This is a genomic window from Seohaeicola sp. 4SK31 (assembly GCF_028802875.1).
GTDB lineage: Bacteria > Pseudomonadota > Alphaproteobacteria > Rhodobacterales > Rhodobacteraceae > Seohaeicola.
In genome coordinates this window covers 58357-71794 of record NZ_JARAMP010000006.1, presented here as the reverse complement: position 1 = coordinate 71794, position 13438 = coordinate 58357, and the positions used below count along the sequence as shown (strand labels likewise).

Annotated in this window: 7 protein-coding genes; all 7 read left to right on the top strand. The window is 60.3% G+C overall.

Going from position 1 to position 13438, the window contains the following annotated elements; genetic code table 11:
• The first annotated feature begins 20 nt into the window (after positions 1 to 20).
• Positions 21 to 401, top strand: a complete 381-nt coding sequence (rplL, locus tag PVW27_RS06845) for a 50S ribosomal protein L7/L12 (protein WP_274556289.1) — start codon at positions 21 to 23, stop codon at positions 399 to 401.
• A 236-nt stretch (positions 402 to 637) separates the two neighbouring features.
• Positions 638 to 4783 (top strand): DNA-directed RNA polymerase subunit beta, encoded by a 4146-nt coding sequence (rpoB, locus tag PVW27_RS06840; protein WP_274556288.1) that lies wholly within the window; start codon positions 638 to 640, stop codon positions 4781 to 4783.
• Positions 4784 to 4856: 73 nt separating this feature from the next.
• Positions 4857 to 9098, top strand: a complete 4242-nt coding sequence (rpoC, locus tag PVW27_RS06835) for a DNA-directed RNA polymerase subunit beta' (protein WP_274556287.1) — start codon at positions 4857 to 4859, stop codon at positions 9096 to 9098.
• Between the two features lie 122 nt (positions 9099 to 9220).
• Entirely contained in the window at positions 9221 to 10129 is a 909-nt protein-coding gene (locus PVW27_RS06830) for a DMT family transporter (RefSeq protein WP_274556285.1), read from the top strand.
• A gap of 298 nt (positions 10130 to 10427) precedes the next feature.
• A complete protein-coding gene (gene rpsL, locus PVW27_RS06825) occupies positions 10428 to 10799 on the top strand; it encodes a 30S ribosomal protein S12 (RefSeq protein ID WP_068289616.1) in 372 nt (123 codons plus the stop codon).
• A 13-nt stretch (positions 10800 to 10812) separates the two neighbouring features.
• The gene (gene rpsG, locus PVW27_RS06820) at positions 10813 to 11283 is read left to right on the top strand and encodes a 30S ribosomal protein S7 (protein ID WP_274556280.1); all 471 of its coding nucleotides are present in this window, start codon (positions 10813 to 10815) and stop codon (positions 11281 to 11283) included.
• Positions 11284 to 11297: 14 nt separating this feature from the next.
• Positions 11298 to 13421, top strand: coding sequence for an elongation factor G (gene fusA, locus PVW27_RS06815; RefSeq protein WP_274556278.1), 2124 nt, complete (start codon positions 11298 to 11300; stop codon positions 13419 to 13421).
• The last annotated feature ends 17 nt before the right edge of the window (positions 13422 to 13438 follow it).

Sequence of the window (13438 nt, the reverse complement as noted above, 5' to 3'; positions counted from 1 at the left end):
AAACGAACGGAAACAGTAAAATGGCTGATCTGAAGAAACTGGCAGAAGAGATCGTTGGTCTGACGCTTCTCGAAGCACAAGAACTGAAAACCATCCTGAAGGATGAATACGGCATCGAGCCCGCCGCTGGCGGCGCTGTGATGATGGCTGGCCCCGCCGCTGGTGGCGCTGCCGAAGCTGCTGAAGAGCAGACCGAATTCGACGTCATCCTGAAAGACGCAGGCGCATCCAAGATCAACGTGATCAAGGAAGTGCGCGCCATCACCGGTCTGGGCCTGAAAGAAGCCAAGGACCTGGTCGATGCCGGCGGCAAGGCTGTGAAAGAGCAAGTCTCGAAAGCCGAAGCTGACGACATCAAGGCAAAGCTGGAAGCAGCTGGCGCCACCGTCGAGCTGAAGTAATCGGTTCCGGGGAAACCCGGCAATCTGTTATGGCTGGGTCCGGTTTTCCGGGCCCAGCCTAACCCGTCTCGGAAAGGGCTTGATGACAAGCCTTTTCCAAGGTGCGGTTCAAGGATCGGGAGGCCTCTGGTGGGACAGGGGCCGCGAATGGATCAGAACAGTCCTGTTTCAAAGTGTTGCGCTGTCGTGGCCCGACGACATGCGTGACCAAAGAGAAACGAAAGGTGACATCGACCATGGCTCAGACCTTCCTCGGCCAGAAACGTTTGCGCAGATATTACGGCAAGATCCGCGAAGTGCTGGAAATGCCGAACCTCATCGAGGTGCAGAAATCCTCTTATGATCTGTTCCTGAATTCCGGCAACGCGCCGACCCCCGCCGATGGCGAAGGGATTATGGGCGTGTTCCAGTCGGTCTTCCCGATCAAGGATTTCAACGAGACCAGCGTGCTGGAATTCGTGAAATACGAGCTGGAAAAGCCGAAATACGACGTTGACGAGTGCATGCAGCGCGACATGACCTATGCAGCCCCGCTGAAGGTGACGCTGCGCCTGATCGTGTTCGATGTCGACGAGGATACCGGCGCGAAGTCGGTCAAGGATATCAAGGAACAGGACGTGTTCATGGGCGACATGCCCCTGATGACGCCCAACGGCACCTTTGTCGTGAACGGCACCGAGCGTGTGATCGTGTCCCAGATGCACCGTTCGCCGGGCGTGTTCTTCGACCATGACAAGGGCAAGACGCACAGCTCGGGCAAGCTGCTGTTCGCCTGCCGGATCATCCCCTATCGCGGCTCGTGGCTGGATTTCGAATTCGACGCCAAGGACATCGTCTTTGCGCGGATCGACCGTCGCCGCAAGCTGCCGGTCACGACCCTGCTTTATGCGCTGGGTCTGGATCAGGAAGGCATCATGGATGCCTATTACGACACCGTGAACTACAAGCTGTCCAAGACCAAGGGGTCCGGGCAGGGCTGGGTCACCAAGTTCTTCCCCGACCGTGTGCGTGGCACGCGTCCGACCTTTGATCTGGTCGATGCCGCCACCGGCGAAGTGATCGCCGAGGCGACGAAGAAGATCACGCCGCGCGCTGTCAAGCAGCTCAAGGATGAGGGCAAGGTCACCGAGCTTCTGGTGCCGTTCGAGCATATCCTTGGCAAGTTTGTCGCCAAGGACATCATCAACGAGGACACCGGCGCGATCTATGTCGAGGCCGGCGATGAACTGACCCTGACCCGCGACAAGGATGGCGAGATCACGGGTGGTTCGCTGAAAGAGCTGATGGATGCCGGTATCACCGACATTCCGGTTCTGGACATCGACAACATCAACGTTGGTCCCTACATCCGCAACACCATGACGGTGGACAAGAACATCGGCCGCGATGGCGCGCTGATGGACATCTACCGCGTGATGCGCCCCGGTGAGCCGCCGACGGTCGAGGCTGCGAGCGCGCTGTTCGACACGCTGTTCTTCGATGCGGATCGCTATGATCTGTCCGCTGTGGGCCGTGTGAAGATGAACATGCGTCTGGATCTGGACGCTGCTGACACCATGCGCACGCTGCGCCGCGAGGATATCGTGGCTTGCATCAAGGCGCTGTGCGAACTGCGCGACGGCAAGGGCGATATCGACGACATCGACCACCTCGGCAACCGTCGCGTCCGTTCCGTGGGCGAGTTGATGGAGAACCAGTATCGCGTCGGCCTGCTGCGGATGGAGCGCGCGATCAAAGAGCGTATGTCCTCGGTCGAGATCGACACGGTGATGCCGCAGGATCTGATCAACGCCAAGCCGGCTGCGGCTGCGGTGCGTGAATTCTTTGGCTCGTCGCAGCTGTCGCAGTTCATGGACCAGACCAACCCGCTGTCCGAAGTGACGCACAAGCGCCGCCTGTCGGCGCTGGGGCCGGGCGGTCTGACCCGCGAGCGTGCAGGTTTCGAAGTGCGCGACGTTCACCCGACCCATTACGACCGGATGTGCCCGATCGAGACGCCGGAAGGTCAGAACATCGGTCTGATCAACTCTCTGGCGACCTACGCTCGCGTCAACAAGTATGGCTTCATCGAAACACCCTACCGTCTTGTGAAAGAGGGCAAGGTGACCGACGAGGTTGTCTATCTGTCGGCAACCGAGGAAATGCGCCACACCGTGGCGCAGGCCAACGCGACGCTGGATGCCGAGGGCAATCTGGTCAACGATCTGGTCACCACCCGTCAGTCGGGCGACTATACGCTGGCCCCGCGCGAGCAGGTCGATCTGATCGACGTGAGCCCGAAGCAGCTGGTGTCGGTGGCGGCCTCGCTCATTCCGTTCCTTGAGAATGACGACGCCAACCGCGCGCTGATGGGTTCGAACATGATGCGTCAGGCGCTGCCTTTGGTGCAGACCGAGGCGCCGCTGGTCGGCACGGGGATCGAGGGCATCGTGGCCCGCGATTCCGGTGCGGCCATCATGGCGCGCCGGGCTGGTATCATCGACCAGGTTGACGCCATGCGGATCGTGGTCCGCGCGACCGAGGATCTGGAACTGGGCGATGCCGGTGTGGATATCTACCGGATGCGCAAGTTCCAGCGGTCGAACCAGAACTCCTGCATCAACCAGCGTCCGCTGGTGAAGGTGGGCGATGTGGTGGCCAAAGGCGAAGTTATTGCCGATGGTCCCTGCACCGACATGGGCGAACTGGCCGTGGGCCGGAACGTGATCGTCGCGTTCATGCCGTGGAACGGTTACAACTATGAAGACTCGATCCTGATTTCCGAGCGGATCGCGCGTGACGACGTGTTCACCTCGATCCATATCGAGGAATTCGAAGTCGCCGCCCGTGACACGAAACTGGGGCCGGAAGAGATTACCCGCGACATTCCCAACGTCGGCGAGGAAGCCCTGCGCAACCTTGACGAAGCCGGGATCGTCTATATCGGGGCCGATGTGGAGCCGGGCGACATTCTGGTGGGCAAGATCACGCCCAAGGGTGAAAGCCCGATGACGCCGGAAGAAAAGCTGCTGCGCGCCATCTTTGGTGAGAAAGCCTCGGACGTGCGCGATACGTCGCTGCGGGTGAAGCCGGGCGATTTCGGCACCGTCGTGGAAGTGCGCGTCTTCAACCGCCACGGTGTGGAGAAGGACGAGCGCGCGCTTCAGATCGAGCGTGAGGAAGTCGAACGTCTGGCACGTGACCGGGACGACGAGCTGGCGATCCTTGACCGCAACATCTATGCCCGTCTGAAGGACATGATCCTGGGCAAGGTGGCTGTCAAAGGGCCGAAGGGCGTGAAGCCGAACGTCGTCATCGACGAGGAGCTTCTGGGTCAGCTGAGCCGCGGTCAGTGGTGGCAGCTGGCGCTGGAGAACGAGGCCGACGCACAGATCATGGAGGCGCTGAACGCACAATACGAAGTGCAGAAGCGGACCCTCGATGCTCGGTTCGAGGACAAGGTCGAGAAGGTCCGTCGTGGCGACGATCTGCCCCCGGGCGTGATGAAGATGGTCAAGGTGTTCATCGCGGTGAAGCGCAAGTTGCAGCCCGGTGACAAGATGGCCGGTCGTCACGGCAACAAGGGTGTGGTGTCCAAGGTCATCCCGATGGAGGACATGCCCTTCCTTGCGGATGGCACGCCGGTCGATATCTGTCTGAACCCGCTGGGCGTGCCGTCGCGCATGAACGTCGGTCAGATCCTTGAAACCCATATGGGCTGGGCGTCGCGTACGCTGGGTCTGCGGGTGGATGATGCGCTGCAAGAGTATCGCCGGTCGGGTGACCTGACCCCGGTGCGCGATGCGATGCGTCAGGCTTACGGTGACGACGTCTATGACGAAGGTATCGAAGGCATGGACGAGGATCATCTGATCGAAGCGGCCAGCAACATCACCAAGGGTGTTCCGATCGCCACGCCTGTTTTCGACGGTGCCAAGGAAGTCGATGTCAACGATGCGCTGAAACGTGCGGGCTTTGACACTTCGGGCCAGTCGGTCCTGTTCGACGGCCGCACCGGCGAGCAGTTCATCCGTCCGGTCACCGTGGGTGTGAAATACCTGCTCAAGCTGCATCACCTTGTGGACGAGAAAATCCACGCGCGTTCGACCGGGCCGTACAGCCTTGTCACGCAGCAGCCGTTGGGTGGTAAAGCGCAGTTCGGTGGTCAGCGTCTGGGTGAGATGGAGGTCTGGGCCCTGGAAGCTTACGGCGCCGCCTATACCCTGCAGGAAATGCTGACGGTGAAGTCGGACGATGTGGCAGGCCGGACCAAGGTGTACGAGTCGATCGTCAAGGGCGAGGACAATTTCGAGGCCGGTGTGCCCGAGTCGTTCAACGTTCTGGTGAAAGAAGTGCGCGGCCTTGGCCTGAACATGGAACTCCTGGATGCAGAGGACGAGTGAATAGGGCGGCGCGCGGCATGACCCGCGCGCCCCTTTTTCCCCTTTGCCTCTGCCCCAAATCAAGGATTTGAAAATGAACCAGGAAATCACGAACAACCCGTTCAATCCGGTTGCCCCGATCAAGACCTTTGACGAGATCAAGGTATCGCTGGCATCGCCCGAGCGGATCCTGTCTTGGTCCTATGGTGAGATCAAGAAGCCCGAAACCATCAACTACCGTACGTTCAAGCCTGAGCGTGACGGTCTGTTCTGCGCGCGTATCTTTGGCCCGATCAAGGATTACGAATGCCTGTGCGGCAAATACAAGCGCATGAAATATCGCGGCGTCGTCTGCGAGAAATGCGGTGTGGAAGTCACGCTGCAGAAGGTCCGCCGCGAGCGGATGGGCCATATCGAGCTGGCCTCGCCGGTTGCGCATATCTGGTTCCTCAAGTCGCTGCCCAGCCGCATCGGCCTGATGCTGGACATGACCCTGCGCGATCTGGAGCGGGTGCTGTATTTCGAAAACTATGTGGTGATCGAACCCGGTTTGACAGATCTGACCTATGGCCAGATGCTGACCGAAGAAGAGTTCATGGATGCGCAGGACCAGTATGGTGCTGACGCCTTCACCGCCAATATCGGTGCCGAAGCGATCCGCGAAATGCTGGCCGCGATTGATCTTGAGCAGGAAGCCGAAACCCTGCGCGCCGAGCTGAAGGAAGCCACTGGCGAACTGAAGCCCAAGAAGATCATCAAACGTCTGAAAGTCGTGGAGTCGTTCCTGGAATCCGGTAACCGTCCCGAGTGGATGGTGCTGACGGTGATCCCGGTCATTCCGCCAGAACTGCGCCCGCTGGTGCCGCTGGATGGGGGCCGTTTCGCGACCTCTGACCTGAACGATCTGTATCGTCGGGTGATCAACCGGAACAACCGCCTGAAGCGTCTGATCGAATTGCGTGCGCCCGATATCATCGTGCGCAACGAAAAGCGGATGTTGCAGGAATCTGTTGATGCGCTGTTCGACAATGGCCGTCGTGGCCGCGTGATCACGGGGGCCAACAAGCGCCCGCTGAAATCGCTGTCGGATATGCTCAAGGGCAAGCAGGGCCGTTTCCGTCAGAACCTTCTGGGGAAACGCGTCGACTTTTCTGGTCGTTCGGTCATCGTGACCGGCCCGGAATTGAAACTGCATCAGTGCGGTCTGCCCAAGAAGATGGCGCTCGAACTGTTCAAGCCGTTCATCTATTCGCGGCTTGAGGCGAAGGGTCTGTCCTCGACCGTCAAGCAGGCGAAGAAGCTGGTGGAAAAGGAACGTCCCGAGGTTTGGGATATTCTGGACGAGGTGATCCGCGAGCATCCCGTGATGCTGAACCGGGCACCCACGCTGCACCGTCTGGGTTTCCAGGCGTTCGAGCCGATCCTGATCGAAGGCAAGGCGATCCAGCTGCATCCGCTGGTCTGTTCGGCGTTCAACGCCGACTTCGACGGCGACCAGATGGCCGTGCACGTTCCGCTGAGCCTTGAGGCGCAGCTGGAAGCGCGCGTTCTGATGATGTCCACGAACAACGTTCTGTCGCCTGCCAACGGTGCACCGATCATCGTGCCGTCGCAGGACATGATCCTGGGTCTGTACTACACGACCATCATGCGTGAAGGCATGAAGGGCGAGGGGATGGCATTCTCGTCTATCGACGAGGTTCAGCACGCTCTGGACAGCGGTGCTGTGCACCTGCATGCCAAGATCACGGCGCGGGTCACCCAGATCGACGAAGAAGGCAACGAGATCGTCAAGCGGTACGAGACCACTCCGGGCCGCGTGCGGCTGGGTGCGCTTTTGCCGATGAACGCCAAGGCGCCTTTCGAACTGGTCAACCGTCTTCTGCGGAAGAAAGAGGTGCAGCAGGTCATCGACACGGTCTACCGTTATTGCGGTCAGAAAGAGTCGGTCATCTTCTGTGACCAGATCATGACCATGGGCTTCCGTGAAGCGTTCAAGGCCGGGATTTCCTTCGGCAAGGACGACATGGTGGTGCCGGACAACAAGTGGACGATCGTTGACGAGACCCGTGACCAGGTCAAGGATTTCGAACAGCAGTACATGGACGGTCTGATCACCCAGGGTGAGAAGTACAACAAGGTCGTGGATGCCTGGTCGAAGTGTAACGACAAGGTCACCGAGGCGATGATGAACACCATCTCTGCCAACAAGCGCGACACGGACGGGTCCGAAATGGAACCGAACTCGGTCTATATGATGGCCCACTCCGGTGCGCGTGGCTCGGTCACCCAGATGAAGCAGCTGGGCGGGATGCGCGGCCTGATGGCCAAGCCGAACGGTGACATCATCGAGACGCCGATCATCTCGAACTTCAAGGAAGGTCTGACCGTTCTTGAATACTTCAACTCGACGCACGGCGCGCGGAAAGGTCTGTCGGACACCGCTCTGAAAACGGCGAACTCGGGTTATCTGACCCGCCGTCTGGTCGACGTGGCGCAGGATTGCATCGTGCGTCAGAAGGATTGCGGCACTGACCGCGCGATCACGGCAGAAGCCGCCGTGAACGACGGTGAGGTCGTGTCCTCGCTGGCCGAGCGTGTGCTGGGTCGTGTCGCTGCCGAGGATCTGGTGAACCCCGCCACCGGCGAGGTCATGGTGCCGAAAGGTGCTCTGATCGACGAGCGTATGGCGGACCTGATCGAAGTGTCGAGCCTGCAAAGTGCCCGTATCCGCAGCCCGCTGACCTGCGAGGCCGAGGATGGTGTCTGTGCGACCTGCTATGGTCGCGATCTGGCGCGCGGCACGATGGTGAACGTCGGTGAAGCCGTCGGTATCATCGCGGCGCAGTCGATCGGTGAACCCGGCACGCAGCTGACGATGCGGACCTTCCACATCGGCGGCGTTGCGCAGGGTGGCCAGCAGTCCTTCCTTGAGGCGAGCCAGGCCGGGACCGTGACCTATGAGAACGCCTCGACCATCGAGAATTCGAATGGCGAGACGCTGGTCATGGGCCGTAACATGAAGCTGATCATCCGCGACGATGCGGGCGAGGAGCGGGCCAGCCACAAGCTGGGCTATGGCTCCAAGCTGTTCGTCAAGGAAGGCGGCAAGGTTGCGCGTGGCGACAAGCTGTTCGAGTGGGACCCCTATACCCTGCCGATCATCGCCGAGAAGGCAGGCCAGGTGAAGTATATCGATCTGGTTTCGGGCATTGCTGTCCGTGACGAGACCGATGATGCGACAGGCATGACCCAGAAGATCGTGATGGACTGGCGCGCGGCCCCCAAGGGCAACGAGCTGAAGCCCGAGATCCTTTTGGTTGATGCCGATGGCGAGCCCGTTCGCAACGAGGCCGGGAACCCTGTGACCTATCCGATGTCGGTGGACGCCATTCTGTCCGTCGAAGAAGGGCAGGACATCAAGGCTGGTGACGTGGTGGCGCGTATTCCGCGCGAAGGTGCCAAGACCAAGGACATCACCGGGGGTCTTCCCCGCGTGGCGGAACTGTTCGAGGCCCGTCGTCCCAAGGATCACGCGATCATCGCGGAATGCGATGGTTACGTGCGCTTTGGCAAGGACTACAAGAACAAGCGTCGTATCACGATCGAACCCACCGTCGAAGGCATGGACCCGGTCGAATACATGGTGCCGAAGGGCAAGCATATCCCGGTGCAGGAAGGCGACTTCGTGCAGAAGGGCGACTACATCATGGATGGCAATCCTGCGCCGCATGACATCCTTGCCATTCTGGGTGTCGAAGCGCTGGCTGACTACATGATCGACGAGGTGCAGGACGTTTATCGTCTGCAGGGCGTGAAGATCAACGACAAGCACATCGAGGTGATCGTGCGTCAGATGCTCCAGAAGTGGGAGATCGACGAAAGCGGCGATACCACGCTGCTGAAGGGCGAACATCTGGACAAGGCCGAGTTCGATCTGGTCAACGAGAAGATCATGGCCAAGGGCGGCCGTCCGGCAACGGGCGCGCCGATCCTGCTGGGCATCACCAAGGCGTCGCTGCAAACGCGCAGCTTCATCTCGGCGGCGTCCTTCCAGGAAACCACTCGCGTGCTGACCGAAGCATCGGTGCAGGGCAAGCGCGACAAGCTGGTGGGCCTCAAGGAGAACGTGATCGTCGGTCGTCTGATCCCGGCCGGGACCGGTGGCGCCACGGCTCGCGTGCGTCGCATCGCTGCCGAGCGTGACAATGTGGTGATCGAGGCCCGCCGCGAGGAGGCCGAAGCCGCCGCAGCACTGGCCGCGCCGGTGGATGACTATGTCGGCGGTGACGAGTTCGACACGCTGGTGGAAACACCGGAGAGCCGCGACGAATAAGATCGAGCGCTTTTGATGAGACGGAAAAACCCCCGCTGATCGGCGGGGGTTTTTTCATGCTTTGCCCTTGCGGTGGCTGCGGGCGCGGATAACGTCGGGCGGACTGGTTCCGGAGCAGACCGATGCTGACAGACAATATGCGCGGCGCGCTGCTGATGATGGCCAGCATGGCGGCCTTTACCATGAATGACGCGTTCATGAAGACCCTTGCGGGTGACATGCCGTTGTTTCAGCTGATCTTTCTACGCAGCATCCTGACAACTTTGGCGATCGGCACGATGGCGTGGTATGTGGGGGCGCTGCATCTGCGGATTCCGCCGCAGGATCGCAGGCTGATCGTGATCCGGGCGGTGGCCGAAATCGGGTCGGCCTATTTTTTCCTGACGGCGCTGTACAACATGCCGCTGGCGAATGTGAGCGCGATCATGCAGTCGCTGCCGCTGGTGGTCACCCTGGCCGCCGCGCTGTTTTTTGGTGAGGCGTTGGGGTGGCGGCGGATGACCGCGATTCTTGTGGGGCTGTGCGGTGTGCTGCTGATCGTGCGGCCCGGGACCGAGGGATTCACGATCTTCTCAGTATATGCGCTGATCGCGGTCGCTTGTGTCACGGTGCGTGATCTGGTTACGCGGCGCGTATCGGGGGCGACCCATTCGATGATGGTGACCTTCATCACGTCTCTGGGCCTGCTGATCGCCTTTGGCTTTGCCAGCATGAGCGTGGACTGGGTGCCGCTGACACTGCACCGCGCCAGCATGACTCTGGGCGCCGGTGTGATGGTTGTCTTTGGCTATGTGTTTTCGGTCATGGTGATGCGGGTGGGCGAGATCAGCTTTGTCGCGCCGTTCCGCTATACGGGGTTGATCTGGGCACTGGTTCTGGGGTGGCTTGTGTTCGGCGACTGGCCCGCGCCGCTGACGCTGGTGGGGGCCGTCATCGTGGTCGGGAGCGGGGTCTTCATGATCTACAGGGAGGGTCAGCTGAAGCGCCGTATCGCAACCGAGGCTAAGCTGCGGACCGGTATCGGCGACTGACGTCCGCCGGGCGTTTCAACGGGTTTGAAAGCTGCGTCCCCGGCGTGTTGACAACCCCTGCGACTCCCCCTATACGCCCCACATCCGGCTCGGGCATTGTCCTTTTGCCGAATTCAAAACTGTAGTGGACACGATCCGGGCTAATGCTGCCTCGATCCTCTGGAAACCCACCGCGTCGTTTACCTCGGAATGGGAACGATGGCGGTGATTGTGCTTTGTGGACGCGCAAAGTGCGTGAGATTAACCCGCGGGGATGCCCGCGCAGACACATGTGTTGATAGACGGGGAAAGAAGCCCAATGCCAACGATCCAACAGCTGATCCGCAAGCCGCGGCAGCCCAAAGTCAAACGGTCCAAGTCGATGCACCTCGAGCAGTGCCCGCAGAAACGTGGCGTTTGCACGCGCGTTTACACGACGACGCCGAAGAAACCGAACTCGGCCATGCGGAAGGTTGCCAAGGTGCGCCTGACCAATGGTTTCGAAGTCATCAGCTATATCCCCGGTGAAAGCCACAACCTTCAGGAGCACTCTGTGGTTCTGATCCGTGGCGGCCGGGTAAAAGACCTTCCCGGTGTCCGTTACCACATCCTGCGCGGTGTTCTGGATACCCAGGGCGTCAAGAACCGTAAGCAGCGCCGTTCGAAATATGGCGCGAAGCGTCCGAAGTAAGAGGATCTGACAGATGTCCCGCCGCCACGCCGCTGAAAAACGCGAAATCCTGCCCGACGCCAAGTATGGTGACCGGGTTCTGACGAAGTTCATGAACAACCTGATGATCGACGGCAAGAAATCCGCCGCCGAGCGCATCGTCTATAACGCGATGTCCCGCGTTGAAGACAAGATCAAGCGCGCGCCGATCGAAGTGTTCCATGAAGCTTTGGACAATATCAAACCCTCCGTCGAAGTGCGTTCGCGCCGCGTCGGTGGTGCCACCTATCAGGTCCCCGTTGAAGTGCGCCCCGAGCGTCGTGAAGCCCTGGCGATCCGCTGGCTGATCAACGCCTCGCGCGCCCGCAACGAAAAGACCATGGAAGAGCGCCTGGCCGGCGAGCTGCTTGATGCAGTCAACAGCCGCGGTTCTGCCGTGAAGAAGCGGGAAGACACACACAAGATGGCCGACGCGAACAAAGCGTTCAGCCATTACCGCTGGTAAGAGGAGCACCTTACATGGCACGCGAATATCCGCTGACGCGCTATCGCAACTTCGGGATCATGGCCCATATCGACGCGGGCAAGACCACGACGACCGAGCGCATCCTCTTCTATACCGGCAAGTCCCACAAGATCGGCGAAGTCCATGACGGCGCCGCCACGATGGACTGGATGGAGCAGGAGCAGGAACGCGGGATCACGATCACCTCGGCTGCGACCACGACCTTCTGGCAGCGCCAGGAAGACCCGGGTCTCGAGGGCACGTCGGACACCAAGTACCGCTTCAACATCATCGACACCCCCGGCCACGTGGACTTCACCATTGAAGTCGAGCGTTCGCTGGCCGTTCTGGACGGCGCTGTTTGCCTTCTGGACGCCAACGCCGGTGTCGAGCCGCAGACAGAAACCGTGTGGCGTCAGGCTGACCGCTACAAGGTGCCGCGCATCGTGTTCGTCAACAAGATGGACAAGATCGGTGCCGACTTCTTCAACTGCGTGAAGATGATCAAAGACCGTACCGGTGCGATCCCTGCGCCCATCGCTCTGCCGATCGGCGCCGAGGACCAGCTGGAAGGCATCATCGACCTGATCAAGATGGAAGAGTGGGTCTGGAAAGGTGAAGATCTGGGCGCGTCCTGGGTCCGTCAGCCGATCCGTGCCGATCTTCAGGATCTGGCCGACGAATGGCGCGCCAACCTGATCGAAGTCGCGGTCGAAATGGACGATGCGGCGATGGAAGGCTATCTCGAGGGCAAAGAGCCCGACGAGGCCACCCTGCGTCAGCTGATCCGCAAGGGCACGCTGTCGCTGTCCTTCGTGCCCGTGATGGCCGGCTCCGCGTTCAAGAACAAAGGTGTGCAGCCGCTGCTGAACGCCGTGATCGACTTCCTGCCCAGCCCGATGGACGTGGTCGATTACATGGGCTTCAAACCCGGTGACGAGACCGAAACGCGCAACATTCCGCGTCGTGCGGACGACAACATGGCCTTCTCGGGCCTGGCGTTCAAAATCATGAACGACCCGTTCGTCGGCTCGCTGACCTTCACGCGTATCTATTCGGGGGTCCTGAAAAAGGGCGACTCGATGCTGAACTCGACCAAGGGCAAGAAAGAGCGCGTTGGCCGGATGATGATGATGCACGCCATCAACCGCGAAGAGATCGAAGAAGCCTTCGCAGGCGACATCATCGCTCTGGCTGGTCTGAAGGACACGACGACCGGTGATACGCTGTGCTCGGAAAAGGATCCGGTGGTTCTGGAAACCATGACCTTCCCCGAGCCGGTGATCGAGATCGCCGTGGAGCCGAAAACCAAGGCCGACCAGGAAAAGATGGGCATTGCGCTTGCACGTCTGGCAGCCGAGGACCCCTCGTTCCGCGTCGAGACCGATTTCGAATCCGGTCAGACGATCATGCGCGGCATGGGCGAACTCCACCTCGACATTCTGGTGGACCGCATGAAGCGCGAGTTCAAGGTCGAGGCGAATATCGGTGCGCCGCAGGTGGCTTATCGTGAAACCGTCAGCCGTGAAGCCGAGATCGACTACACCCACAAGAAGCAGTCGGGTGGTTCGGGTCAGTTCGCACGCGTCAAGATGGTCATCATGCCAACCCAGCCGGGCGAAGGCTATTCGTTCGAAAGCAAGATCGTGGGTGGTTCGGTGCCGAAGGAATACATTCCCGGCGTCGAAAAGGGCATCAAGTCGGTCATGGATTCCGGTCCGCTGGCAGGCTTCCCCGTGATCGATTTCAAGGTGGCCCTGCTGGACGGTGCCTACCATGACGTCGACTCCTCGGTTCTGGCGTTCGAAATCGCGGCGCGTGCCGCGATGCGTGAAGGTCTGAAGAAGGCCGGCGCCAAGCTGCTTGAGCCGATCATGCGCGTCGAAGTGGTGACCCCGGAAGAGTATACCGGTGGCATCATCGGCGACCTGACCAGCCGTCGCGGCATGGTGAACGGGCAGGACAGCCGCGGCAACGCGAACGTCATCGACGCTTTCGTGCCGCTGGCCAACATGTTCGGCTACATCAACACGCTGCGTTCGATGTCCTCGGGCCGGGCGAACTTCACGATGCAGTTCGACCATTACGAGGCCGTGCCGCAGAACATCTCGGACGAGATCCAGAAGAAATACGCATAACGGTTGGTGGGGGTCAC

Bases quoted from the DNA above. Each gene is read 5' to 3' on its own strand.
- rpsL (WP_068289616.1), top strand. From the start codon at position 10,428: ATGCCAACGATCCAACAGCTGATCCGCAAGCCGCGGCAGCCCAAAGTC.
- rpsG (WP_274556280.1), top strand. From the start codon at position 10,813: ATGTCCCGCCGCCACGCCGCTGAAAAACGCGAAATCCTGCCCGACGCC.
- rpoC (WP_274556287.1), top strand. From the start codon at position 4,857: ATGAACCAGGAAATCACGAACAACCCGTTCAATCCGGTTGCCCCGATC.
- rpoB (WP_274556288.1), top strand. From the start codon at position 638: ATGGCTCAGACCTTCCTCGGCCAGAAACGTTTGCGCAGATATTACGGC.
- PVW27_RS06830 (WP_274556285.1), top strand. From the start codon at position 9,221: ATGCTGACAGACAATATGCGCGGCGCGCTGCTGATGATGGCCAGCATG.
- rplL (WP_274556289.1), top strand. From the start codon at position 21: ATGGCTGATCTGAAGAAACTGGCAGAAGAGATCGTTGGTCTGACGCTT.
- fusA (WP_274556278.1), top strand. From the start codon at position 11,298: ATGGCACGCGAATATCCGCTGACGCGCTATCGCAACTTCGGGATCATG.